Raw genomic sequence first — 24,356 nt, 5'->3', positions numbered from 1 at the left:
CGGATGACCGGGCCGGCTCCGGCCCGGTCACCCGCTCCGGACGAGGACGCGGGCATCGAGCTCGAACACCGTCACGTCCTTCTCCGTCGCCAGTGTTCCCAGGGTGCGGACGACCGCGTCGCCGCGCTCCGGCCGCGGGGTGATGTCAGCGATCTCCACGTGTCCCGCCAGCAGGTCGCCGGGCCTGCTCGGTGCGCGCAGGTACATGCCGTCGGTACCCAGTCCGGCCACCACGGCGACGCGGGCGAGGAACGCTCGGACCTGCAGGCGCTGGAAGATCGCGAGCACGTGCACCCCGCTCGCGATGAGCCCGCCGAACCGAGCCGCCTCGGGCGACGTCGGATCGAGGTGGTGGGGGGAGCGGATCCCATTCCCGGGCGAACTCTGTGATCTCCGTGCTCGTGAGCCGGTGGCTGCCGATGTCGAACCTCTGTCCGACGGCCAGGTCCCCGGAGAGCAGGAGCTCTCCGGGGACCTCGCGGAAGTCGTCGGCCACGCTCAGCGGCCCAGCCGTCGACGCAGGTCCTTGGCCCCGACGAAACGGGCCAGCTTGCCCATCAGCCGGCTGCGGTCGCCGACCGTGGGATACCAGTACAGCTCGGACTTCAGGTTGAACCGCTCCTCAATGATCGGCTTCGTCCGGCAGTACTTCCGGATGCCGCCCGCACCGCCGAGGCGGGCGCCGATACCGGAGTCGCGACGCCCGCCCATGGGGACGGGGAGCTGGAAGACGTTGGTCATCGCGTTGTTGATGTTCACTGTTCCCGAGTCGACGCGGGCGGCGACGGCCCTGCTGCGCGCGCGGTTCTTGCTGAACACGCTCGCCGCCAGGCCGTAACGGGAGTCGTTGGCCATGCGCACGGCCTCGTCCTCGTCGGCGACCTTCATGATCGGCAGGATCGGGCCGAAGGTCTCCTCCTGCATGCAGCGCATGCTGTGGTCCACGTCGACCAGGACGGTCGGCTCGAAGAACATGCCCGAGCCCGGCGCACGCTTGCCGCCGGTCACCGCCCGGGCCCCACGAGCAAGCGTGTCGTCGACATGAGACTGGATGATCTCGAGCTGGCGCTCGGTTGCGATCGCTCCGACGTCGCAGGTGTACGAACGGGGCTCGTCGGAGCCGACGCGCAAGGTCCGGGTCAGGGCCGCCACCCGGTCGACGAACTCGTCGTACACGCTCGCCTCGACGTAGACGCGTTCGACCGACACACAGATCTGACCGGCGTTGTAGAAGCCGCCCCACACCGCGGCCGACACGGCGCGGTCCATGTCCGCGTCGGACAGTACGATCATCGCGTCCTTGCCGCCGAGCTCGAGGCTGCACGGGACGAGGCGTTCGGCCGCGCGGACGCCGATCCGACGGCCGGTCTCGACCGAGCCCGTGAACTGGATCATGTCGACCTCGTCGACGACGGCTGCGCCGGTCTCCCCGCGTCCGGTGACGCAGCCGAGAACCGGCGGGGCGCCGATCTCCTCGTTCCACCCGCGGACGGCCTCGGCCCAGGCCAGCGGCGTCTCCTCGGACGCCTTGCTCAGTACTGCGCAGCCGGCCATCAGGGCGGCGGGTGCATCGAGCATCTGCATCGACAGCTGGGCGTTCCACGGGGTGATCACCCCGACCAGCTGGTGGGGCGAGTAGGTGATGTTCAGCCGCTTGGTGAGCATCGCCGGACTGTGCGGGCTGCGCCGCTCCGGCCGGAGGAACCGTTCTCCGTGCTTGAGGTAGTAGTTCAGGGTGTCCACGGCAGGCGTGATCTCGCCCAGCGCGAGGTCTCCCCAGGACTTACCGGTCTCCTCGCGCACCATCTCGAGGAGTCGCTGCTCGTTGTCGAGGAGCCAGTCACGGAACCGCCCGAGCCACTTCCGGCGCCCGGCGAAGCCGAGCGCCTCCCACTCGGGCTGCGCGGCGCGCAGGCGCGCAGCCACCTCGCGGACGTGCTCCGCGTCCATGTCAGGGACGGATCCGACGACACGTCCGTCGGCCGGTGACCGCACCTCGACCTCGGCCCCACCACGGTCGACCCCCGTGGACTCACGAATCGCCGATGACATCGCCCGCTCCGATCTCCACCGTTCGCTGGCGACGGTGGTGTAGCTGCTCCGCTGCACCTGCACGGAAGGCGACCGCGTCCGGTCGTCGGAACGATCGTTGACTCGGTGTGCCCTCCGGGGCATTATTGATATCAGATGCCTCAAAATAGGACCAGTTGTTCTGCCGCCAGTGCGCCGGGATCTTCGGCGGCTCCGCGACGAGGCGATCCGCACGACCTGGGAGGTCAGTAACCGTGACGACGACCGCCGGCGGTGCCCGCGCCACCGGTGCCGGCAGCGAGCCGGCGCCGGCCGAGGACACCGCCGCCCTCGCCCGTCTGCTGGACGGGCGCCGCAGCTGCCGCGCCTATCTGGCGGAGCCACTCGAGCGGGCCACGATCGAGGCCGTCCTGGACCTGGCTCGGCGGACGCCGTCCTGGTGCAACACGCAGCCCTGGCAGGTCATGGTGACCGAGGGCGAGGGCACAGACCGGTTCAGAGGGGCGCTGCTGGATCATCTCGCCGGGCAGTCGATGGCGCCGGACTTCCCGTTCCCTGAGCGCTACGAGGGTGAGTTCGACAAGCGGCGCAAGGAGTGTGCCTGGCAGCTCTACGACGCGGTCGGGATCGAGTACGGCGATCGTCGGGCCTCGGCAGCCCAGACGGTGAAGAACTTCGAGTTCTTCGGGGCGCCGCACGTCGCGATCGTGACGACCGAGGCGGCGCTCGGTACCTACGGCGCGGTGGACTGCGGCCTCTACGTCCAGAGCTTTCTTCTGGCGGCGGAGAGCCTGGGGCTCGGGGCGATCCCGCAGGCCGCGCTCGCCGCGTACTCGCCGTTCATCCGCTCGCACTTCGGACTGCCCGAGAGCCGTCACGTCGTGTGCGGGATCTCGTTCGGCCGGCCCGACGTCGACGCCGCGGCCAACGCCTTCCGCACCCGTCGTCGCGAGGTCGACGACACGGTGTCCTGGTTCTCCAGCTGACGCGTCAGGTGGAGTTCCGTCCTATTGTGAAACAGGTCGTCGCAGAATAGTCTCGCCGCATCCGGCCGGGCCACGGTGGCCGAGCGCCCCGCACCCCCGTCGCTCCTCGACAGCGGTGGTGAGGACCGGCCGGAGTCGGTGTCATCGATCGGAGGAAAGACTCAATGGGTATCGCTGAAGGCAAGGTCGCCTTTATCTCGGGTGTCGCTCGTGGACAGGGGCGGTCGCACGCAGTGCGGCTGGCCGAAGAGGGTGCCGACATCATCGGCTTCGACATCTGCGAGAACGACCCGAACGTCGAGTACCCCCTCGCCACCGAGGAGGACCTCGAGGAGACCATCCGGCAGGTCGAGAAGACCGGCCGGCGGATCCACGCGGTCAAGGCCGACGCTCGTGATGCTGCGGCCGTCAAGAAGGTCCTCGACGACGGGGTCGCCGAGTTCGGACGGCTCGACATCGTGCTGGCGAACGCCGGCGTCATGCCGATCACCGGCGAGGAGCGCAACCGGCACGAGTCCTTCGCCACGGCCGTGGACGTCATGCTGACCGGTGCGTTCAACACGGTGGGGCCGTCGATCGCGCACCTGCGGGCGCACGGCGAGGGCGGCGTCGTCCTCATCACGAGCTCCACCAACGGCATCGTCGGTGGCGTGTCGGAGGGCAACCCCGGTGTCACCGGCTACTCGGCCGCCAAGCACGGCGTCGTCGGAATGATGAAGACCCTGGCGAACAGCCTCGCCCCCGAGAACATCCGGGTGAACACGATCCACCCCACCGGAGTGAACACTCCGATGATCGCCAACGAGGCCTTCGGCCGCTACGCCAGCGAGCACCCGGAGATCGCGGCGAACCTGCAGAACCCCCTGCCGGTGCCGAACGGCCTTCTCGAAGCCTCCTACGTCACCGACCAGGTCCTGCACCTGGTCTCCGACGCGGGGCGCTACATCACCGGCCAGACCGTCGTGTTCGACGCCGGGTTCACCAACTTCCACTGAGCGACGGTTCGACGGTCCGGAAGGCCGGGTGCCACGGTCACCGCTGCGTCACAGGTGACGGGACCCGGCCTTCCGACCCGCCAGCTCGGCACTCGAGCGGTTGTCCCGCGGAGCAGGGGCTCAGCGAATCATCGAGCAGCGACGGTGAGGGACGCGCCGTGCCGGCAGCGTTGCCGGGAAACGGAATGGGCCGAATAACGAAGCCGACGGAGACCCCGTGCCCGGCAGGGTATGCATGCCACGACGCCGACGTGGCGGGGCGGGTGATCCGCTACGTCGATGAGGGAGAAGGACCGGCGGTCGTCCTGATCCACGGCCTCGGCGGATCGTGGCAGACATGGCTGGAGAACATCCCGGCGCTGGCGCGGGACCACCGGGTGATCGCACTCGATCTTCCCGGCTTCGGAGGTTCGGAAGCGCTGCCGCCGCAACGGACGACCGAGTGTTTCGTGGACGTCATCGCGGAACTCCTGGCCGGGCTCGGCATCACGCAGGCTGTGATCGTCGGGCACTCGCTCGGCGGGCTGGTGGCCACGATGGTGGCCGAGCAGCGGCCCGAGCTGGCTCGCGGGCTGGTCCTGGTGTCTGCTGGGAGCATCGGGCTCGGCGAGCTACGGCTGGCGATGATCGGTGCAGGTTTCGGCCTCTTCGACGCTCTCGTCCGACGTACACCGCTGCTCGACCTCGTCGTGAACCATCCTCGGATGAGGTGGCTGTTCCTCCGGGGTGCGGTGCAGCGCCCCGCCAGCCTGAGCCCTGACCTGGCGAGCGAGGTCATCCCGGCGATGAAGGCACCGGGGTTCGCCGACGCCGTCTCATCGGCCGTGGAGGTCGTCCGGCGTGCGAACCCGGTCGCCGTGCGCTGCCCCACCGCGATGATCTGGGGCCGCGACGATCACCTCGTGCCGCTGGCGACCGCCTTCACGCTGCGGTCCGCGATCCCTGGTGCACGTCTGGCCGTGCTCGAGGACGTCGGCCACTGCGCCATGTTCGAGTGGCCGGAGGTCGTCGACCAGATCCTGCTCGACTTCCTCGCCGACGTCGACGCCGGCCGGCTCGGCGATCCTCGCGACGTCGGCGACCCCGCGCGGGAGGAACCCGTCGACTGGTTCACCCGGCCGCGCACGACCGGGCTGGTCCCGACGGCCCGGCGGCTGATCGGGCTCGCCCGCCGCCGCAGTGGCTAGCCCGGAACGCGACCCCCACCCCGCACCGACGACCCGACCACTGCCGGCAGGAGATCCGATGACCGAGGTGCACAAGAACGATCACGCCGAGGACGTCCGCCGTGCCTGGGTGGAACTCGCGGCCTGGGGTGCCGAGGTCGAGTTGAACGCGCTCGACTCGTTGATGTGGCGGACGGAGAGCCCCCCGGCGGACTCCTGGGCGGGCGTCGTGGTGATGCTTCTCGACCGGGCCCCCGACTGGGAGCGACTGTGGGATGCGCACGAATGGGCCCTGCGCCTCGTGCCACGGTTCGCCGACCGGGTCGTCGAGCCGGCTCTGCCCACCGGGCCTCCGGTGTGGTCTCCCGATCCCGCGTTCGACCTGGGACACCATCTGTGGCGGATCGCGCTGCCCGGTCCGGGGTCGACCGATCAGCTCCTGCAGTTCGCACAGACGATGGGGGTCGAACCCCTCGACCGGCACCGCCCCCCGTGGCGTGGCGTGCTCGTGGAGGGGCTCGAGGACGGTCGCGCCGCTTATCTCTTGCAGGCGCATCACGTCCTCATGGACGGTGCCGGCGCGACGCAACTCCTGGGGCGGCTGCTCAACCGGACGCGTGAGCACCAGCCGGACAAGCCGGTACCCGACCCGCCCGACCGGAAGGCCTTCGATCCCGTCTCGGCCACCGTCCGCGGCCTCCGTGGCCAGATGACAGGAGCTCCGGGGCTCGCCCGACGCCTGGGTAAGGCGACGCTCGATGCCGCGAGCGGTCCGGCGACGACGCTGGCGTACCTTCGCTCCCTGGTCCGGGTCTCCTCGCCCCCACCTCCCACACGCAGCCCGATCCTCAACGGAGGTGATCGGGTCAACTGGCGGTTCGAAGCCTTCGAGTGCCCCATCGCCGACCTCAAGCGCGCTGCGAAGGCAGTGGGCGGCACGGTCAACGATGCCTTCGTCTGCGCGGTGCTCGGGGGCGTGCGCCACTACCACCTCGGTATGGCCACCGACATGGACGACGTGCCGATCTCGATGCCGGTCTCGGTCCGTGACCCGAACGATCCGATGGGCGGGAGCCGCTTCACCGCCGCGTTCTGGTCGGCTCCGTCGAGCGTGGCCGATCCGGTCGAGCGGATCCGCGTGATGCGCGAACGGGTCGAACGAGTGCGTGCCGAGCCGGCACTGGACTTCCTCAACACCCTCACACCGGCGATGAACCTCGTCCCGCGCGGCCTCGTCACAGCCACCATCGGAGCACTGACCACGGGCGCGGCGCTGACGACGAGCTCCTGGTTGGGCGTTCCCCAGCACGTCTTCGTCGCAGGGGCGCGGTTCGAGCGCATGTGGGTGTTCGGTCCACTGCCCGGCACGACCATGTGCGCATCGCTGTGCACGCATGTGGACACGGCCTGCATCGCTGTGAACGTCGACGCTTCGGTCTACACCGATCGTGAGCTGCTGCGGGAGTCGATCCAGAGATCGCTCGACGAGATCCTGGGCCTCACCGCAGACTCCTGAGTTCAGTCGTCGAGGGCGGCCAGGGCCCGCAGCGCCATGTCCTCCAGCAGCGCTCCGGAGTCCTCCGGGGCGCGGCTACGCGTCGGGCGGGTGGCCTCGGACAGCATCAGGGCGTGTACCGCCCGCATCGCGGTGCTGAGCCGCTCCGGACCCGCGCCCGGATACCGCTTCTCCAGGCTGGCGCGCCAGCGATCGATGTAGCGCTGCTGGCGACGTCGGTAGGACTTGCGATAGGGATCGGCGAGAGACCGTTCCTCGCGAAGCCAGATGGCTGCCAGGCGGGGATGCTGTGCGGCGAACCGGACGTGTGCGCTCACGAGACTTTCCAGATCGGCCGCCGGATCCGCGCCGGGCGCCTGGATGCTCAGCAGCAGCGCGTCGATCGCCTGGTCGAACAGGACGCCGAGGATCTCGTTCTTGCCGTCGAAGTGACGGTAGATCGCGGACCCGGACAGGCCTGCCGACTCACCGATGGCGTCGACACCGACTCCGTCGAAGCCTCGCTCGAAGAAGAGCTGCTCGGCAGCGTCCAGGATCTGCTGTTCACGGCCCATGATCGCCAATTCTAGGAGAACGTCCGGTCCGGGAGAGGTGCGGAGGGCCTCGGCCCTCCGCAACCCGGAGGCGTGGATCAGTACGAACGAGGCAGGCCGAGAGTGTGCTCGGCGATGAAGTTGAGGATCATCTCCTTCGACACCGGGCCGATCTCGAGCATCCGCAGCAGGAACCAGTAGTTGCTCAGCTGGTACTCCAGCGCCACGCCGTTGCCTCCGTGGGTCTGGATCGCGGCGTCGAGGCAGTGCAGACCGGCGTCGACGCCGGTCAGCTTGGCCATGTTGGCGGCCTCGCCACCGTCGCGCCCCAGGTCGTAGAGCATGCAGGCCTTGGCCGTCATCAGGCGGGCGGTCTCGAGGGCGACCTTCGACTCCGCGAGCGGATGGGCGATGCCCTGATGCGATCCGATGGGCGCCTTCCAGACGGTGCGCTCACTCGCGTAGCGCACCGCCTTGTCGAGCGCGTACCGGCCGACACCGGTGCAGATCGAGCTCACGAGGAGGCGCTCGGCGTTGATGCCGGCGAACGCCGCGCGGATACCGTGGTGCTCCTTGCCGAGGATGCGGTCCGTGCCGACCCTGACGTCGTCGAAGTAGACCGTCGACTGCTTCTCCGGGACCTGCAGCGCGGTCGGCAGCGGTTGGTGGCTGACGCCCGGGGCGTCGGTGTCGACGATGAACAGGGTGAGCAGCCCGCGCCCGCTCTTGTCGTCCTGGCCGGTCTTGGCGACGACGATGACGAACTCGGCCTCGTCGAACCCGGAGATGTAGTACTTCTGCCCGTTCAGGATCCAGTCGTCGCCCTCACGACGTGCCGACGTCGAGATGTTGAACGAGTTGTGCCCCGCATCCGGCTCGGTGATCGCGAACGAGCTCATCGTCTGCCCGGTGGCCAGCCCACGCAGCCAGCGATCCTTCTGCTCGTCCGTGCCGTGCTGGGCGAGGATCGTCCCGTTGACGCCGGAGGAGAAGACGGCGGCCAACGCCGGAACGCCTGCCGCGGCGGTCTCCTCCAGGACGACCGCGATGTCGGACAGGCCGCCGCCACCACCGTCGTACTCCTCAGGAAGGTGGACACCGAAGAAGCCGTTCTCGGCCAGCTCGCGCCACAGGTCGGTCGCCGGCTCCCCGGCATCGACGACCTTCCGGAAGTAGGCCGGCCCGTACCGCGCCGAGATCGAGTGCACGGACTTGCGGAGCAGGACCTCCTCGTCGCTCGGTGCGAGTGGGAGCGACGGCTGAACGGTCGGCTGTGTCGTCATCGACGTGTCCAATCCCGGCGGGGGCACCGCCGACGCAGGCAGAAACGATCGTTCTGAATGTGCCGCGAGTATGACATGTCGTTGCTGCTACTGGTACTAGCCAGGCTACTCGGCCAGGCTCAAGGTGCGTAACGGTCGTTCGATCTGTGTGGTCGTCGGAAGGGCGCCGGGAGGCTCCGAGGCGTGCGCGCAGGTCAGGGAAGGGCGCGACGGTCGCCCGCCGGACCCGTGCACCTTCGGTCGCCGCGACGTGAGCGCGACTCACGCGGGCCGTCGTCGTTCTCGACCGCTCGCTGCAACGACACCCCGACTGCATGGGGACGTTGGCGCCATGCCCGCGGCGGCCGGTCGGTCTCATGGGGTCCCGGTGCTGCTCAGGTTCGTGCGCTCTCCGACGGTCCGCAGGTCGTCGCCTGTGGCTGCGACGAGCTTCACTCGTTCGGGTTTTTGCGCCGTTGCGTCGCAGAAACACGTCACTGCGCTCGGGAACGATCGTTTCGCCCTTACAACCCTTGGGTGGCCGAGCCCATGGGGTCGAGGAGAGGGCTGTCAACCATGGGACTGAGGTCCACGAACCGAGCAACGAGGCTGGTCGTGACCACCTGCGCACTCGCCGGAGTGCTGGTGGCGGCGCCTGCCACCGCCTGGGCGGTGACCGTCGTGCCGGAGCCGGGGCGCCCGTGCTCCGCGCAGACTTCCGAGATCGACTGTGTGGTCGATGACGCTGTCGAGTCGGTCGCGTCCGGAGACGGGGACGAAGCGGCCCGGATCATCCGGGATGCGGAGATCGCCGAGCAGTCGAACCGGCTCGCCGACGTCTGTCTCGCGCCGGGTTTGATGGAGGGTGTCAAGCCAGGAGATGATGAGCAGCGATGGCAGCCCCACGGAAGCACCCCAACGAGCTGCGGGAACGAGCGATCCGGCTGGTCCTCGACGCCAAGGCCGACCCTGTCAACGCCGGCACGAACGTCTGCCGCCGTATCGGTGACCAGCTGGGAATCCTTCCGGAAACCCTGCGCGGCTGGGTGAAGCAAGCCGAGATCGACGCTGGATCCCGGCCTGGGACGACGACCGATCAGGCCGCTCGGCTGGCGGAGCTGGAGCGGGAGACCCGTGAACTCCGCCGGGCCAACATCATTCTCAAGTCCGCTTCGGCTTTCTTCGCGGCGGAGCTCGACCGCCCGCAACGGTAGTCACCGACTACATCGACAAGAACAGGAACGAGTTCGGGGTCGGGCCGATCTGTGCCGTGCTGAAAGACGCCGGTATCCCGATCGCCCCGAGTGCCTACTATGCGGCGAAGACCCGTCCACCCTCGGCCCGGGCGGAACGCGACATCCTCGTCTCCGCCGAGATCGCACGCGTGCACGCCGAGAACTACGGCGTCTACGGCGTCCGGAAAGTCTGGGCACAGCTGGGCCGCGAAGGCGGCGTGGACGACCGGCCGGTCGCGCGGTGCACCGTCGGCCGGCTCATGAAAGCCGCAGGCCTGCGCGGTGTCCGGCGGCAGCGGGTGCCGCGGACCACCATCCGTGCCGACAGCCCCGACCTGCGCCCGGACCTGGTCGAGCGCGACTTCACCGCGACGGCCCCGAACCGGTTGTGGGTCGCCGACATCACCTACATCTAGACGCATTCCGGTTGGGTGTATGCCTCGTTCGTCTTGGACGCGTTCTCCCGGAGGATCGTGGGTTGGCAGCTGTCACGTCATCTCTACACCGATCTCGCCCTAGACGCACTCAACATGGGGATCTGGATCAGGGAACGCAGCGGTGCAGATCTGTCGCGGTTAACGCATCATTCGGACCGCGGTGTCCAATACGTTGCCATTCGCTACACTGAGCGGCTCGGCGAAGCTGGTGTCGTCGCTTCCGTCGGGTCGGTCGGCGATTCCTATGATAACGCGATGGCGGAGGCATTCAACTCGTTGTTCAAGGCCGAATTGATCCGCAACAAGGGGCCGTGGGCGGGGATCAGCGACCTTGAACTCGCGGTCGCCGAGTACGTCGACTGGTACAACCACCGCCGACTACACGGCGAACTCGGCTTCGTCCCGCCGGTCGAGTACGAGATCCATAACGCCACCACCACGACCGCCCGGCAGCCCGCCGGAGCATGAGAACTCAGCCTCTACCAAACCCGGCACTTGACAGACGGCGCCGTCCAGCACTTCCAGGTCGCCATGAAGGTCGGGTTCAAGGTCGAGACCGACTGAGGCCCCGACCGCTGCGGTACCACCGGTGCTGAGCCGCCGCTCCCGGCCGGGCCGGGGTACGGTGCCCCTCGACGGCGATGGGGCTCCGCCGACAACCGCCCGCCCGGGCTGATGGCTCCTACCCGACCGGAGACGGCCGTGTGGGAGTGGTGTGCGTGGACGAGCATCGGTCACGGAGGAACCCGCGGATGCCCGCGGTGCTGGGGGCGGTGGCGGCCGGCGGCGTCGCCGGCGCGGAGGCCCGCTGGGTCCTGGGCGTGCTGTTCCCCGACGGGCCGGGCGGCTGGCCGTGGACGACGTTCGTGATCAACCTGTCGGGCTGCCTGCTGATCGGGGTCCTGCTCACCGTCCTGGTCGAGCTGACCACCCCGCACCCGCTGCTCCGCCCGCTGCTCGCGACCGGCGTGCTGGGCGGGTACACGACGTTCTCGACGTGGTCGGTCGACCTGCTGCACCTCGCCGCCGCGGGCCGCATCGCCGCCGCCGTCGGGTACCTGGTGGCGACGCCGCTGCTCGCCGTCGCGGCGTGCGGTGCGGGTGTCGCGCTCACCCGCCGGGCCGCGCGCCGGGGGACCGGCCGGTGACCGCGTCGTCGGCGCTTCTGGTGGCGCTCGGGGCGGCGGTCGGGGCACCGCTGCGGTACATGCTCGACCGGCTGGGCCGCCGGGTGGTCCGGACCGCGTTCCCGTGGGGGACGTTCGCCGCGAACGTCATCGGGTCGTTCGTGCTCGGCGGGCTCGCCGGTGCGTCGGCGGCGCTCCCGCCGTGGGCCCAGCTGCTGGCCGCGACCGGCTTCTGCGGCGCACTGACGACCTACAGCACCTTCAGCTACGAGGTGGTCGCACTCCTCGACGTCCGCGAGCGGCTGACGGCGACGGCGTACCTGCTGGTCAGCATGATCGTGGGGGTCGGGTCGGCGGCCGCGGGATGGGCGCTGGCCGGACTCGCGGTCTAGGCCAGCCGGGCGAGCATCGTCCGGTTGCTCGTCCTGGTCTTGCGCAGCAGCGAGCCGACGTGCTTCTCGACCGTCTTCGCCGAGATGGCCAGCGTGCGGGCGATCTGGCGGTCGGTGAGGCCGTCGGCGACGAGCGCCCGGACCTCCTCCTCCCGCGGCGTGATCCCAGGGAGACCCACGGTGCGCCGCGGCGCGGCGAGCCGCCCGAGCTGCTCGTCGGCGAGGAGGGTCTCGCCGCGTCCGGCGGCACCGACGACGGCGGCCAGGCGTGCCCCGTCGGCGTCCGGGTCGACGCAGCCCTTCACCCCGGCGGCGACGGCGGCGCGCAGCCGCTGGTCCGGGCAGTCCTCGGCGAGCAGGACGACGGCCGGCGGGTCGGGCAGGGCCGCGAGGCGGTCGAGCACGCCGAGGTCGTCGCCGAGCAGTTCGTGGTCCACGACGAGCACGTCCGGGCCGAGGAGCCGGCAGGCGCCGGCGATCCGGTCGGCGTCGGCGGCGTCGGGGACCTCCGAGACCATGCCGAGCCCGGGTTCGCCGAGCTGCAGCAGGCGGACGATCCGGCGCGCACCACCGGGCGGGCCGCGGCGACGAGCACCCCGGTCCGGACCCGGCCCGGTGCGGCCGGGGCCACCGTCGTGCAGGGCACGGTCAGGCGCAGCCGGGTACCGGACCCGGGGCTGCTGTCGATCTCGAGCTCGCCGTCGAGGCGGCGCGCCCTGGCCGCCATGGAACGCAGGCCGAGGCGCGCGCCCGCGGCCGCGACGTGCAGCCGGGTGCCCGCCGAGGCGTCGAACCCGCGGCCGTCGTCCTCGACCAGGACGGTGAGCGTGCCGGGGCCGTGCACCACCCCGACCCGCACGCAGGCCGCGCCGGCGTGCACCGCGACGTTGAGCAGCGCCTCCTGCACCGTCCGGAACACCTCGTCGGCGGTCTCGGCGGGGATCGTCCCGGAGCCGACGGTCACGAGGTCCGCACGGGGGGCCCCTGCGTCTCCACCCAGGCGAGCTCCTGGCGCACGGCCTGTTCGAGGGTGCGCCCGGCGAGCGCACCGCTGTCGGCGAGCGCGAGCGCGGCGTAGTCGGCGAACAGCTCCGCGAGGTGGACGTCGGCGGAGGAGAAGCCGGCGATCCCGCCGGTGACGACACAGGCGCCGACGATGCGGGGGCCGCGCCGGACCGGCACGGCGAGGATCGGGCGGCGCCCGGGGGACTCGTCGTGCACCGGCGCGCGGGTCGCGAGCAGCCGGGCGACGACGTCGCCGGGCACGCCGCCGTCGTCCACCGCCCCCGCCCACGATCCGCGGGCCTCGTCGACGCGCACGACCCAACCGGCACCGCCGGTGAGCGTGCGCAGGTGGTCGGCGATGCGGTGCAGCAGGGGGTCGCCGTCGCCGGGGTGCACGGACCCCGGGGGGCCGGGACGGGCCGCGAGTGCGCCCGACGGTGCCGCTGCGACCACCAGCCGTCCTCCTCGACGCATGAAGCATACAAGATGCATTGATGGGGTGAGAGTAGGGTCGCGCCGAGTCGAGGGCAAGGGCGGTGACGTGGCGGGGAACGGTGGTGTGCCGGCGGGGACATCGGCCAAGGAGCGCGCCTACCGCGACACGAAGTCACGCATCCTCGACGGCTCGTTCCCCGGCGGGGACCTCATCACCGAGGGCCAGGTCGCCGAGACGCTCGCCATGAGCCGCACCCCGGTGCGGGAGGCGTTCCTGCGCCTCGAGGCCGAGGGGCTGCTGCGGCTGTTCCCCAAGCGCGGGGCGCTCGTGGTCGCGGTGTCGCCGCACGAGGTCGAGGACGTGCTGGAGGCCCGCGAGCTGGTCGAAGGGCACGCGCTGGAGAAGCTCTGCGCGGTGTCCGAGGCCGAGCGCGCCGTCGTGGCCCGCGCCCTGCGTGACGTGCTGGACGTCCAGCGCGCCGCGCTGGCCTCGGGCGACCAGCGGGCGTTCGCCGAGGCCGACCGCCGCTTCCACATCACCGTCGTCGAGAGCGCGCGCAACGCGATCCTGCTGGAGCTCTACGCCTCGCTGCGCGACCGTCAGCTGCGGATGAACCTCGGCTCGCTGGAACGGGGGCCCTCCCGGCCGCACGAGATCCTCACCCAGCACGAGGCGATCGTCGACGCGCTGGGCCGCGGGGACCGCGCCGGGACCCGCGAGCGGCTGCGGGACCACCTCGACGCCACCCGCGTCTCCGTGCTGGGGGGCCAGCGGGCCGGTACCCGTCCCGCAGGGGGTCATCCGATCGGCGGCTGACCCCTCGTCGTGGGGGAGATCCCCCAGGGCCGGGGGTGGGGACTCTCCCCGTGGTCGGCCGGTCGGGGCGCTCCTAGTGTCCGTCGTCGCCGGGCGGTGCCCGGCCGCCCCGCCGGACCGTCGCACGGCGACCGGGAGCGGGGCGCCCACCGGATCCGCGGAGGACCGCATGCCGGGACTGACCCTTGCCGAGGCACGCCGGATGCTCGACGCCGGGCTGGCCGAGGCCGACCGCATCGGCCAACCGATGAACGTCGCCGTCGTCGACGCCGGCGGGCACCTGCTGGCCTTCGCCCGCCAGGACGGCGCGATCCGCGCCAGCATCGACATCTCCCAGCGCAAGGCGGTGACGTCGGTCCTCATGGAGGCCCCGACGGGCGCGCTGACCCCGCTGGTCCAGCCCGGCGCCGAGCTGTACGGCCTGGAGCAGACCGCCGGCGGGCTCGTCGTCTTCGGCGGCGGGATCCCCGTCCACCGCGACGGCGAGCTGGTCGGCGCCGTCGGCGTCAGCGCGGGCTCCGTCGAGCAGGACACCCTCGTCGCCGAGGCCGCCGTCGCGGCGATCAAGGAATGAGGGGCCCGCGATGACGCGATCCGTGGCACCGTCGCCGCTCGTCCGTGAGGGCGTCGGCGAGCTCGCCGGCACGTTCGTCCTCGTCGTCTTCGGCACCGCCGCGGTGGCGCAGATGGTGGTCTCCGGCGGCGACGCCGGTGACTGGGCCACCCTGACCTGGGGCTGGGTCGCCGGCCTGATCATGGGCATCTACGTGGCCGGGCGCCTCGGCGCCGGCCACCTCAACCCGGCCGTCACCCTCGCGATGGCGGTCTACCGCGGACTGCCGTGGCGCAGCGTCCTGCCCTACATCGCCGCGCAGACCCTCGGGGCGTTCCTCGCCGCGCTGGTGACCCGCGGGGTGTACGCCTCGGGGATCGCGTCGGTCGACCCCGGCCTGACCACGGCGTCCCAGACGATCTTCTCGACGCTGCCCAACCACGGGATCGGGACGGCGTTCTTCGACCAGATCGTCGGCACCGCGCTGCTGGTGTTCGTCCTGTTCGCACTGCTCGCGACGCTGCAGGGCGCCGCGGGCCAGCTGCTCCCGCTGATGGTCGGGTTCCTGCTGCTCGGGATCGGCTTCGCGTGGGGCACCAACGCCGGCTACGCGATCAACCCGGCCCGTGACTTCGGGCCCCGGCTCGCACAGTGGCTCACCGGCTACGACGGCGCCTGGGGCACCGCCGACGGCACGCCGTACTGGTGGCTGCCGATCGTCGCGCCGGTGATCGGTGCGTTGCTCGGCGGTGGCCTGTACGTCCTGCTCATCGAGCGTCTCGAGGTGCCCGCGGCCCTCGCCGCACCGGCGCCCGCACCGACCCCGGAGTCCGCCGAGGCCGGGGCCGTCGCCGACCCGCGCCACCCGATCACCGCGGTCGAGGTCGTCCCCGGCGACCTGCCGTCCCAGCCGTCCCCGCCCCCGAAGGAGGCGTCCCGATGACCGTCGACCTGACCCCCGCCGACTACCCGCTCTCGGTCAACCGGCCCGAGCTGCTCCGCACGCCCACCGGCAAGGCGCTGTCCGACATCACGATGGCCGCCGTCGTCGCCGGTGACGTCACCGCCGAGGACCTGCGCGTGACGCCCGCGACGCTGGTCATGCAGGGCAGCATCGCCGAGTCGATGGGCCGCCGTCAGCTGGGCGAGAACTGCCGCCGGGCCGCGGAGATGACCGCCATCCCCGACGACGAGGTCCTCGCCATGTACAACGCGCTGCGCCCCAACGCGTCGAGCGCGGACCGGCTCGAGTCGATCGCCGCCCGGCTGGAGGCCACCTACTCCGCCCCCCTGTGCGCCGCGCTCGTCCGCGAGGCCGCGCAGGTCTACGCCGCCCGCAACCTGCTCGCCGAGGAGGACTGACATGACCGCCGTAGCCCCGCGTCCCGACTCGACGGTGCGGACGTCCACGCGCACCGGAATCCTCGAGGACCGCCCGGTCAACCTGGACGGCTTCGTCGAGGAGTGGCCCGAGAAGGGCCTCGTCGCGATGGAGTCCGACTTCGACCCGAAGCCGGGCGTGCGCGTCGAGGACGGCCGGATCGTCGAGCTCGACGGCCGCACCCGCGACGAGTTCGACTTCATGGACACCTTCATCGCCGACCACGCGATCGACGTCGCGACCTGCGAGGACGCCCTCGCGACGCCGTCGATCGAGATCGCCAGGATGCTCTGCGACCCGCGGACCACCCGCGACGAGGTGGTCGCGCTCGGCCGTGGGATGACCCCGGCCAAGATCCTCGACGTCGTCAAGCTGATGAACGTCGTCGAGATCATGATGGGCATCCAGAAGACGCGCTCGCGGCGCACGCCCGCCAACCAGGCGCACTCCACGAGCGCGAAGGACAACCCGATCCAGGTCGCGGCCGACGCCGCCGAGGGTGCGGTGCGCGGGTTCGCCGAGCTGGAGACGACCCTCGGCGTCGTCCGCTACGCGCCGCTGGTGGCGATCGGCCTCCAGGTCGGCGCCCAGGTCGGGCGCGGCGGCGTCCTCACCCAGTGCGCGCTGGAGGAGGCGACCGAGCTCGATCTCGGCATGCGGGGGATCACCGCCTACGCCGAGACGATCTCCATCTACGGCACCGAGTCGGTGTTCGTCGACGGCGACGACCCCCCGTGGTCGAAGGCGTTCCTGGCCTCGGCCTACGCCTCGCGCGGGATCAAGATGCGTTTCACCTCGGGCACCGGTTCGGAGGTGCAGATGGGCAACGCCGAGGGGCGGTCCATGCTGTACCTGGAGATCCGCTGCATCCTCATGGCGCGCGGCGCGGGTGTGCAGGGCCTGCAGAACGGCTCGATCTCCTGCATCGGCGTCCCCGGGGCGGTGCCCGGCGGGATCCGGGCGGTCGCCGCGGAGAACCTCGTCGCCAGCTGGATGGACCTGGAGTGCGCGTCGGGCAACGACCAGTCGTTCTCGCACTCGCCGATGCGCCGCACCAGCCGGCTGCTGCCGCAGATGCTGCCGGGCACCGACTTCGTGTGCTCCGGTTACTCCGCGGTGCCGAACCGGGACAACATGTTCGCCGGGTCCAACCTCGACACCGAGGACTACGACGACTGGAACGTCATCCAGCGCGACATGCAGGTCGACGGCGGCCTGCGGCACGTCCGCGACGACGTCATCCTGCAGGTCCGCAACAAGGCCGCCCGCGCGCTGCAGGCGGTGTTCGCCGAGCTCGACCTCCCCGCGATCACCGACGAGGAGGTGGAGGCGGCGACCTACGCCGACTCCAGCGACGACTACCCCGACCGCGACGTGCTCGCCGACCTCGAGGGCGCCCGCAGCGTGATGGAGCGCGGCGTCACCGGGCTGGACCTGGTGCGGATCCTGGAGCGCTCCGGCTTCGGGGACGTGGCGGAGAACTACCTGCAGGTGCTGCGCCAGCGCGTGTCCGGGGACCTGCTGCAGACCGCGGCCGTGCTGACCGGCGACTTCGTGCCGCTGGCCGCGATCAACGACGCCAACGACTACGCCGGCCCCGGCACCGGCTACCGCCTGTCCGGCGAGCGGTGGGAGGAGCTCAAGAAGCTCCGCCACGTCACCTCCGCCGAGAACCCCGAGGAGGAGGTCTCATGACCGCCGCAGTCGAACCGCTCCGGACACTGACCCTGCGCGAGACCGGGACCGCGGAGCGGGGCACCCGGCCCGAGGAGGTCGTCGTCGCGCTCTCGCCGGCCTTCGGCGACCCGTTCACCAAGACGATCGTCGAGGTGCCGCACGCCGAGGTCGTCCGGCAGCTGCTCGCCGGCATCGAGGAGCAGGGCGGCACCGCACGGCTGATCAAGGTGTTCCGGACCGCCGACCTGGCAGCGATCGCGCACTTCGGGGCCTCGCTGTCCGGCTCCGGGATCGCGGTGGGCGTGCTGTCCCGTGGCACCACCGTCGTCCACCAGCGCGACCTGCCGCGGCTGTCGAACCTGGAGCTGTTCCCGCAGGCCCCGTTGCTCGACGCCGAGGTGTTCCGCATGATCGGTGCGAACGCGGCCCAGTACGCCCAGGGCCGGTCACCCCGCCCGGTGCCGACCCGCAACGACCAGATGGCGCGGCCGCGCTGGCAGGCGAAGGCGGCGCTGCTGCACATCAAGGAGTTCGAGTGCATCGACCACTCCCGCGCCGCGGTGGAGGTCGAGCCGGTCATCACCCGCGTCGACTGACCGAACCCCGCGGCGTGCGCCGTACCGAGCAGGAAGGCCATGAGTGTCCCTCGTCATCGGCGTCGACATCGGCAACTCCACCACCGAGGCGTGCGTCGCCGAGGTGTCCGGCGGTGTGGTCGGGCGCCTCGCGTCCTCGCTGACCGCGACGACGGGGGTGAAGGGCACCCCGGCCAACACGGCGGGGGCGGTCACGGCCGTCCGGCGGGCCCTGGGGGCCGCCGGGCGGCCGGCCGGTGACCTCGCGACCGTGCTGCTCAACGAGGCCACGCCGGTGATCAGCGGGCTCGCGATGGAGACGATCACCGAGACCGTCATCACCGAGTCCACGATGATCGGGCACAACCCGGAGACCCCGGGGGGCGAGGGGATCGGGGTCGGCACGACCGTGCCCCTCGACGGGCTCGGCGGCACCGCGGCGGGGAGCCCGGTCGTCGTCGTGGTCGCCGCCGGCGCCGACTTCGACGACGTCGCGGAGCGGCTGAACCGGGCGTCCGACCGCGGCGTCGAGGTCGTCGCCGCGGTCCTGCACGGCGACGACGCGGTCCTCGTGGTGAACCGGCTGCGGCACCGGATCTCGGTCGTCGACGAGGTGTCCGCCGTGGAGCGGGTCCCCCTCGGGATGCTCGCGGCGGTGGAGGTCGCGCCGCCGGGGAGGACGATCCGCACGCTGTCGGACTCCTACGGGCTGGCGTCGACGTTCGACCTCGACGCCGAGCAGACCCGGCAGGTCTCCCCGGTGGCCCGCGCGCTCTCGGGCAACCGGTCCGCCGTCGTCGTGCGGACACCGGCCGGTGACGTCACCGACCGGCGCATCCCGGTCGGGACGCTGACGCTGTCGGGCTCCGGGCGCACGCTCGACGTCGGCGTCGACGACGGCGCGGACGCCATCATGGACGCCGTCGCGCGGATCGCCCCGCTGACCGACGTGCACGGCGAGCCCGGCACCCACGTCGGCGGCATGCTCGCGAACGTCCGCGACACGATGACCGACGTGACGGGGCAGCCCGCGTCGGAGATCCGGATCCGGGACGTCCTCGCCGTGGACACCGTGGTGCCCGCCGCCGTGCGCGGCGGGCTCGCGGGCGAGGTCTCCCGGGAGAACGCCGTCGCGCTCGCGGCGATGGTCCGCACCAGCCGCAGCCGGATGCAGGCGGTGGCCGACGCGCTCGCCGCCGAGCTCGGCTGCGACACCGTCATCGGCGGGGTGGAGGCCGAGGTCGCGGTGCGCGGCGCGCTCACCACCCCGGGCTCGTCGGTCCCGATCGCGATCGTCGACATGGGTGGCGGCTCGACCGACGCGGCCCTGCTCGACGCCGACGGCACCGTCTCGACCGTCCACGTCGCCGGTGCGGGCGAGCTGGTCACCCGGCTCATCGGCTCCGAGCTGGGGATCGACGACCGCGAGGCCGCCGAGTCGGTGAAGCGGCATCCGCTGGCGAAGGTGGAGAGCTTCTTCCACGTCCGCCACGAGGACGGCTCGGTGCAGTTCTTCGGTGAGCCGCTGCCGCCGCACGTGTTCGCGAAGGTCGTCACCGTGACCCCGGACGGGCTCGCGGCGGTGCCCGTGCGCGGCTCGCTGGAGGAGGTCCGCCGGGTCCGCCGGGCGGCCAAGCAGCGGGTGTTCGTCGTCAACGCGCTCCGCGCCCTCGCGCAGGTCGCCCCGCAGGGATCGCTGCGGCTGCTCGGGTCGGTGGTGCTGCTGGGCGGGTCGGCGCTGGACTTCGAGATCCCGGCGATGGTCGCCGACGCACTCGCCCCGTACGGCGCGGTCTGCGGCATCGGCAACGTGCACGGCACCGAGGGCCCGCGCAACGCCGTCGCGGCCGGGCTGGTGGACGCCCACGCCGGCGTCGCGGCGGGGACGACGCGGCGGGCCGGGCACCGGGTGGCGACGTGAGCCGGGACGGTCCAGCCCCGTCACCGCCCGCGGTGCTCGTCGCCGTCCACGCCGCCGCCCCCGCGGTCGTCGTGCGCGAGGTGTACGCGGGCGTCGAGGAGCAGGGCATCCCGACGGCGCCGGCCGGGGCCGTGGACGGAGGAGCGGAGGACGCCGGCGCGGAGCAGCTCGGCAGGTACGCCGCGGCGGAGTCGCGGCTCGAGGTCGGCGTGGGCGTCGCCCGCGACGGGACGGTCGCGGTGCACCACGCCCTCGTGCCGCACGTCCTCCTGACGCTCGGTCCCGGTCCCGGTCCCGGTCCCGGTCCCGGTCCCGGTCCCGGTCCCGGTCCCGGTGCCGGCCCGGCGCAGGTGCGGGTGCTCGGCGGCGACGCGGCGCGGATCGTCGCCGGGCTGCCGCTGCGGACGTCACTCCGTCCGGTGGAACCCCCCGGACGCTGCTGACCTCCGCTCCCACCCGTGCGGATTCCGGGCGAAGACGACCCCGCGGACGATGCCGCGCGTTCCGGCCGGCCCGTGTTCGTCCGGTCCGCGTCGCCGTTGGCCAGTTCACGACGCCGGTCGTGAAGAGCCTTGTAGGTGATCATCGAGGGGAGTAGCCCTGCTAGTTCCGGTACCGGCGGCGGAGCGCGATCGATCCTGGTCACGAGCGTCGCACGGGTGGCGACCGGCGAGCGAGCGAGAGGATGGTCGTGATGGTCTCGGCCGGTTCGCGACGGGATCGGGCCGGTGCGCCCGCCCGGGTGCGTGCCTGCCCCGGTGCCCCCGTCGAGGGGTGGGGACACCCGACGGTCCCGCCTCGGGACGGGGCCGCCTGCGAGCGTGGTGTGCATGGCTGAGCTGCGCCGGACGAGGGCCCCGGACGTCCTCGACGAGATGATCTCCACGTTGCGTGTCCGGCTCGGGGACGGCAACGGGAGCGCCGGGCGCGACGTCCGCGTCGACGACTTCCACCGGGGCGCGGTCGCGGCCCTGGTGTGGGTACGCGACGGCGGGGCGGCCCCGTTGACCGGGTGCGTCGATCCGGTCCCGGTCTCACCGGCCGCCGTCGTCCGGGAGTTGTCGGCCGCGAACGAGGCCATCTTCGGCCGGTCCGAGATCGGCCGCCTCTACGGCGGCGGGGTCGAGCACGCGATCATGTGGGCGCACCTCGCCTCGGCGAACGCGCCCGTCTGGGACCGGGCGAATCTCGCGTACCTGGCCGAATGTCCCGACGAATGACGTCGGCCGGACGCGACAACCAACCAGGGTAGGGCCGCCGCCGAGTGCTCCCCTCCGGCGGCTGCGGAGTGTGCGAGCGGAAGGGGAGTGCCGTGGTGCGACGGGTCCGGGGCGGTGCCGCGACGGGGGCCACCGGGTGGTGGTCACCCGGGAGGACACGGGGCGGCGGGCGCGACGAGCGCCCACGGACCGGACCGGAGAGGAGTCCCGGATCCGCACGCTGACCGCGCTCCGATGGCGTCGACGGTCGGTACCGGCGTGGGGGACCTCTGGATCCCGCTGTGCGTCCCACTGCTGGTCATGGTGCTCACGATGGGGATGGCGTGGATCGAGGCACGCCTTCCCGAACGACGTCCGCGGCGCGGCGCCGACGCCGGCGCGGCCGCGCCCGCCGAGGGGGCCGACGCGCCCGTGGCCGATCCGGGACTCCTCCCGGTGGAGGTGATGACGGTCGGGACCACGGTGGCCCTCGCCGAGGACCAGGGGTGACCGCGGCGGCCCGGACCCGGCCGGCACCGGCCGGACCTCAGCCGGTGGACGCCTGCCGGGCCGGACGTCCGCCGTTCAGCTCGGCGTCGATCTCCTCCAGCGTGCGGCCACGGGTCTCGGGCAGGCGCCTGTAGAGGAACACCAGGCCGAGGCCGCCGAGGACGGCGTAGAGCCAGAACAGCCCGCTCGGGGTGATCGCGTCGATCGTGGTCAGCACGGTGACCGAGATCAGCAGGTTCAGGATCCAGTGCGTGGCGAGGCCGGCGCTGCCCGCCTTGCCGCGGACCTCCGTCGGGAAGACCTCGCTGTTGACCAGCCACATCGCCAGGCCGAGGCTGGCCGCGAAGGACGCCTGGTAGATCATCAGGAAGGCCAGCAGGACGGCGGCCCAGATCCCGCTCAGGTCGGTGAACGCGTAGACCGCGCCGATCACCACGAGCGCGACGACGAGGCCGGTGCCGCCGAGCACCAGCGGGCGGCGCTCGATCCGGTCCACGAGGACCAGGCCGACGAGGGTGAAGGCGACGTTCGCGACACCGAGCCCGACCGACGACAGGATCGCGGCCGACTCCCCGAAACCGGAGCCGGTGAGCAGGGTCGGGGTGTAGTAGGTGACGGCGTTGACGCCGACCAGCTGGTTCGTCGCGGCCACGCCGACGCCGAGGACGATGCCCGGCCGGAACCGGGAGCCGAGCAGGTCGCGGACGGTGGACCGGGTCTCGGCGTGCATCGCCTCGGTGATGCCGCGGACCTCGTCGTCGACCTCGGCCGGGCTGCGGCCGTCGGCGAGCAGGGCCCGCGCCTCGTCTCACGGCCCTTCGCGAGCAGCCACCGTGGGCTCTCCGGGAGCCGGGGGAGCGCCACCAGCATGACCGCGGCGGGGACCGCGGCGATCGCGAGCATCCAGCGCCACGCCTGCGCGTCCGACAGCACGTAGCCGGTGACGTAGGAGAGCAGGATCCCGGAGGAGATCATCAGCTGGTTGACCGACACGAGCCGGCCGCGCAGGTGTGCCGGTGCGATCTCGGCGATGTAGGCGGGAACCGCGACCGACGCGGCCCCGATCGCCAGGCCGAGCACGATGCGGGCGAGGAGCAGGACGGTCAGCGAGCCCGCCAGGCCGGAGGCGACCGCCCCGGCGAGGAACAGCACCGCGACGCCGAGCAGGGTGCGCCGGCGGCCGATCCGGTCCATCACCGTGCCGCCGCCCGCGACACCGACGATCGCGCCGACCAGCAGCGACGCGACCACGATCTCCTTGGCCTGGTCGCTGAGCCCGAACGCGGGCCCGAGGTAGAGCAGCGCGGCGGAGATGATGCCGGTGTCGTACCCGAAGAGCAGCCCGCCGAGGGCCGCGATCACCGTGGCCCCGGTCCCCCGTCGTGGTGTGCCGACGACCGCGTTGTCGTTCATCTGATGTCTCCGGTTGTTCTCGAGGTGTTTCTCCGGCGTCAGTAGAAGACGGCATGACACCGATGTCAAGCGCGACCGCGACATCGGTGACATGATCGGTCCGTGGTCCCTCCGGGGCGGTGGCCGATAGACTGCGCCGACCCGACCGGGACCGGCCCCGCTGCCGGCGCCGCCGGTCGCCGCACCCCCTGTGGAAAGGTCCGGCCACGTCGTCATGACCACGATGCGAGACGTCGCCGCCCGAGCCGGTGTGAGCGCGAAGACGGTCTCGCGTGTCTTCAACGACGACGAGCACGTGCTGCCCGAGACCCGCACCCGCGTCGAGTCCGCACTGCGCGAGCTCAACTACGTGCCGAACTCGGTGGCCACCACGTTCCGGAAGGGCCGCGCGCCGGTGGTCGGCGTCGTCGTCCCGGACCTGCTCGACCCGTTCTTCGCCGCCGTCGCCGAGTCGGTGAACCGGCTCGCGCTCGACCGCGGCATGTCCACCGTGGTCACCAGCGTCGGGCACACCACGCGCACGGAGCACGAGACGGTCGGGCGGTTGCTGAGCCAGTCGCTGAGCGGACTGGTCGTCGCTCCCGTCGAGGCCGACCACTCGTACCTGGCCCGGTGGCGGGAGCGGCTGCCGATCGTGTTCGTCGACCGCGCCCCGGTGGGCGTGGCGGCCGACTCCTTCATCGAGGACGACGCCGGTGGTGCCCGTGCGGCCACCGAGCACCTGATCGGGCACGGTCACGAGAGGATCGCGTTCGTCGGCGACCTGCCCGAGCTGCCGACCGCCCGCAACCGGCTGCTCGGCTACCGCGGCGCGCTCGCCGACGCCGGCCTGACCGTGCCGGAGGGCTACGAGGAGTTCGGGGCGATCGACCGGGCGAGCGCCGCGGCCGTCGTCGGGCGGCTGGACGCGCTGCCCGGCCCGCCGACGGCGATCCTGTCGTCCAACGCGCGCAGCAGCATGGCGCTCGTCCCGGTGCTGCGGCACCGGAGGCTCGCGGTCGTCGGGTTCGGCGACTTCCCGATGGCGGACATGCTCTCCCCGGCCCTCACCGTGGTCGACCAGGACCCGGTCGCGCTCGGCGAGCACGCCGCGCAGCGCGTGTTCGACCGGCTCGACCACCCGCGCAGGCGGTTCCGCCGCCGCACGGTGCTGCCCGTCCGCCTGGTGGAGCGCGAGTCCTGCCGGTAGG

Annotated in this window: 23 protein-coding genes, 2 pseudogenes, 1 riboswitch and 1 other annotated feature; of the genes and pseudogenes, 18 read left to right on the top strand and 7 right to left on the bottom strand. The window is 71.9% G+C overall.

Annotation, left to right across the window (positions count from 1 at the left end):
- Positions 1-27: 27 nt before the first annotated feature.
- Entirely contained in the window at positions 28-366 is a 339-nt protein-coding gene (locus tag Ae150APs1_RS08715; RefSeq protein ID WP_083680010.1) for a MaoC/PaaZ C-terminal domain-containing protein, read from the bottom strand.
- Positions 367-498: 132 nt separating this feature from the next.
- Positions 499-2,052 (bottom strand): aldehyde dehydrogenase family protein, encoded by a 1,554-nt coding sequence (locus Ae150APs1_RS08710; RefSeq protein ID WP_075301868.1) that lies wholly within the window; start codon positions 2,050-2,052, stop codon positions 499-501.
- Between the two features lie 233 nt (positions 2,053-2,285).
- Between Ae150APs1_RS08710 and Ae150APs1_RS08705 the strand changes: the two genes are divergently transcribed.
- The 4 genes from Ae150APs1_RS08705 (at position 2,286) to Ae150APs1_RS08690 (ending at position 6,694) form a co-directional block, all read left to right on the top strand.
- On the top strand, positions 2,286-3,017 hold the full coding sequence (locus Ae150APs1_RS08705; RefSeq protein ID WP_083680009.1) for a nitroreductase: 732 nt from the start codon (positions 2,286-2,288) through the stop codon (positions 3,015-3,017).
- 164 nt (positions 3,018-3,181) lie between these two features.
- Positions 3,182-4,012, top strand: coding sequence for a mycofactocin-coupled SDR family oxidoreductase (locus Ae150APs1_RS08700; RefSeq protein ID WP_075296846.1), 831 nt, complete (start codon positions 3,182-3,184; stop codon positions 4,010-4,012).
- A 251-nt stretch (positions 4,013-4,263) separates the two neighbouring features.
- Positions 4,264-5,199 carry an alpha/beta fold hydrolase gene (locus Ae150APs1_RS08695; RefSeq protein WP_075296845.1) on the top strand — a complete coding sequence of 312 codons (936 nt, stop codon included), beginning with the start codon at positions 4,264-4,266 and terminating at the stop codon, positions 5,197-5,199.
- A 58-nt stretch (positions 5,200-5,257) separates the two neighbouring features.
- On the top strand, positions 5,258-6,694 hold the full coding sequence (locus tag Ae150APs1_RS08690) for a wax ester/triacylglycerol synthase domain-containing protein (RefSeq protein ID WP_083680007.1): 1,437 nt from the start codon (positions 5,258-5,260) through the stop codon (positions 6,692-6,694).
- A gap of 2 nt (positions 6,695-6,696) precedes the next feature.
- Here Ae150APs1_RS08690 and Ae150APs1_RS08685 read toward each other — a convergent pair whose 3' ends face one another.
- Positions 6,697-7,248 carry a TetR/AcrR family transcriptional regulator gene (locus Ae150APs1_RS08685; RefSeq protein WP_075296844.1) on the bottom strand — a complete coding sequence of 184 codons (552 nt, stop codon included), beginning with the start codon at positions 7,246-7,248 and terminating at the stop codon, positions 6,697-6,699.
- A gap of 77 nt (positions 7,249-7,325) precedes the next feature.
- Positions 7,326-8,510, bottom strand: coding sequence for an acyl-CoA dehydrogenase family protein (locus tag Ae150APs1_RS08680; RefSeq protein WP_083680006.1), 1,185 nt, complete (start codon positions 8,508-8,510; stop codon positions 7,326-7,328).
- An 872-nt stretch (positions 8,511-9,382) separates the two neighbouring features.
- Between Ae150APs1_RS08680 and Ae150APs1_RS08665 the strand changes: the two are divergent.
- The 3 genes and pseudogenes from Ae150APs1_RS08665 to crcB all read left to right on the top strand — a co-directional run bounded on the left by Ae150APs1_RS08665 (position 9,383) and on the right by crcB (position 11,680).
- Positions 9,383-10,629, top strand: a pseudogene (locus Ae150APs1_RS08665) (IS3 family transposase).
- Positions 9,664-9,792 (top strand) — a sequence feature (AL1L pseudoknot). It overlaps the preceding pseudogene by 129 nt.
- 160 nt (positions 10,630-10,789) lie before the next feature.
- Positions 10,790-10,853, top strand: a riboswitch (Fluoride riboswitch).
- A 60-nt stretch (positions 10,854-10,913) separates the two neighbouring features.
- Positions 10,914-11,309 carry a CrcB family protein gene (locus Ae150APs1_RS08660; RefSeq protein WP_075296842.1) on the top strand — a complete coding sequence of 132 codons (396 nt, stop codon included), beginning with the start codon at positions 10,914-10,916 and terminating at the stop codon, positions 11,307-11,309.
- Positions 11,306-11,680 (top strand): fluoride efflux transporter CrcB, encoded by a 375-nt coding sequence (crcB, locus tag Ae150APs1_RS08655; protein WP_075296840.1) that lies wholly within the window; start codon positions 11,306-11,308, stop codon positions 11,678-11,680. Before Ae150APs1_RS08660 ends, crcB begins: the two co-directional genes overlap by 4 nt.
- Here crcB and Ae150APs1_RS08650 read toward each other — a convergent pair.
- The gene (locus Ae150APs1_RS08650; RefSeq protein WP_139316842.1) at positions 11,677-12,198 is read right to left on the bottom strand and encodes a response regulator transcription factor; all 522 of its coding nucleotides are present in this window, start codon (positions 12,196-12,198) and stop codon (positions 11,677-11,679) included. The genes crcB and Ae150APs1_RS08650 overlap by 4 nt on opposite strands.
- A 442-nt stretch (positions 12,199-12,640) precedes the next feature.
- Complete coding sequence (locus Ae150APs1_RS08640; protein ID WP_075296834.1) at positions 12,641-13,138, bottom strand: GAF domain-containing protein; 498 nt, start codon at positions 13,136-13,138, stop codon at positions 12,641-12,643.
- An 88-nt stretch (positions 13,139-13,226) separates the two neighbouring features.
- Here Ae150APs1_RS08640 and Ae150APs1_RS08635 point away from each other — a divergent pair, with 88 nt between their 5' ends.
- From Ae150APs1_RS08635 to Ae150APs1_RS08590, 10 genes are all read left to right on the top strand, one after another.
- The gene (locus tag Ae150APs1_RS08635; RefSeq protein ID WP_227013342.1) at positions 13,227-13,937 is read left to right on the top strand and encodes a GntR family transcriptional regulator; all 711 of its coding nucleotides are present in this window, start codon (positions 13,227-13,229) and stop codon (positions 13,935-13,937) included.
- Positions 13,938-14,106: 169 nt separating this feature from the next.
- Complete coding sequence (locus tag Ae150APs1_RS08630; RefSeq protein WP_029239851.1) at positions 14,107-14,511, top strand: heme-binding protein; 405 nt, start codon at positions 14,107-14,109, stop codon at positions 14,509-14,511.
- A 10-nt stretch (positions 14,512-14,521) separates the two neighbouring features.
- Complete coding sequence (locus Ae150APs1_RS08625) at positions 14,522-15,433, top strand: MIP family channel protein (RefSeq protein ID WP_083680003.1); 912 nt, start codon at positions 14,522-14,524, stop codon at positions 15,431-15,433.
- Positions 15,430-15,852 (top strand): diol dehydratase small subunit, encoded by a 423-nt coding sequence (locus tag Ae150APs1_RS08620; RefSeq protein ID WP_010239681.1) that lies wholly within the window; start codon positions 15,430-15,432, stop codon positions 15,850-15,852. Before Ae150APs1_RS08625 ends, Ae150APs1_RS08620 begins: the two co-directional genes overlap by 4 nt.
- Before the next feature lies 1 nt (position 15,853).
- Complete coding sequence (locus Ae150APs1_RS08615; protein WP_075296830.1) at positions 15,854-17,566, top strand: propanediol/glycerol family dehydratase large subunit; 1,713 nt, start codon at positions 15,854-15,856, stop codon at positions 17,564-17,566.
- Complete coding sequence (locus Ae150APs1_RS08610) at positions 17,563-18,144, top strand: propanediol/glycerol family dehydratase medium subunit (RefSeq protein ID WP_010239684.1); 582 nt, start codon at positions 17,563-17,565, stop codon at positions 18,142-18,144. The genes Ae150APs1_RS08615 and Ae150APs1_RS08610 overlap by 4 nt, the downstream gene beginning before the upstream one ends.
- 43 nt (positions 18,145-18,187) lie before the next feature.
- On the top strand, positions 18,188-20,044 hold the full coding sequence (locus Ae150APs1_RS08605) for a diol dehydratase reactivase subunit alpha (RefSeq protein WP_075296829.1): 1,857 nt from the start codon (positions 18,188-18,190) through the stop codon (positions 20,042-20,044).
- Complete coding sequence (locus tag Ae150APs1_RS08600) at positions 20,041-20,487, top strand: glycerol dehydratase reactivase beta/small subunit family protein (protein WP_083703812.1); 447 nt, start codon at positions 20,041-20,043, stop codon at positions 20,485-20,487. The genes Ae150APs1_RS08605 and Ae150APs1_RS08600 overlap by 4 nt, the downstream gene beginning before the upstream one ends.
- 387 nt (positions 20,488-20,874) lie before the next feature.
- On the top strand, positions 20,875-21,264 hold the full coding sequence (locus tag Ae150APs1_RS08595) for a hypothetical protein (protein WP_060575163.1): 390 nt from the start codon (positions 20,875-20,877) through the stop codon (positions 21,262-21,264).
- A gap of 234 nt (positions 21,265-21,498) precedes the next feature.
- Entirely contained in the window at positions 21,499-21,753 is a 255-nt protein-coding gene (locus Ae150APs1_RS08590) for a hypothetical protein (RefSeq protein WP_060575164.1), read from the top strand.
- Between the two features lie 37 nt (positions 21,754-21,790).
- Here the strand turns inward: Ae150APs1_RS08590 and Ae150APs1_RS08585 are convergent.
- Positions 21,791-23,166 (bottom strand): annotated as a pseudogene (locus tag Ae150APs1_RS08585) (sugar porter family MFS transporter).
- A gap of 214 nt (positions 23,167-23,380) precedes the next feature.
- Between Ae150APs1_RS08585 and Ae150APs1_RS08580 the strand changes: the two are divergent.
- The gene (locus Ae150APs1_RS08580) at positions 23,381-24,355 is read left to right on the top strand and encodes a LacI family DNA-binding transcriptional regulator (protein WP_010239700.1); all 975 of its coding nucleotides are present in this window, start codon (positions 23,381-23,383) and stop codon (positions 24,353-24,355) included.
- The last annotated feature ends 1 nt before the right edge of the window (position 24,356 follow it).

This window comes from Pseudonocardia sp. Ae150A_Ps1 (genome assembly GCF_001932315.1).
Lineage (GTDB): Bacteria > Actinomycetota > Actinomycetes > Mycobacteriales > Pseudonocardiaceae > Pseudonocardia.
Note: the sequence above shows the minus strand (reverse complement) of the source record. Positions and strands in the feature narration are given on the sequence as shown.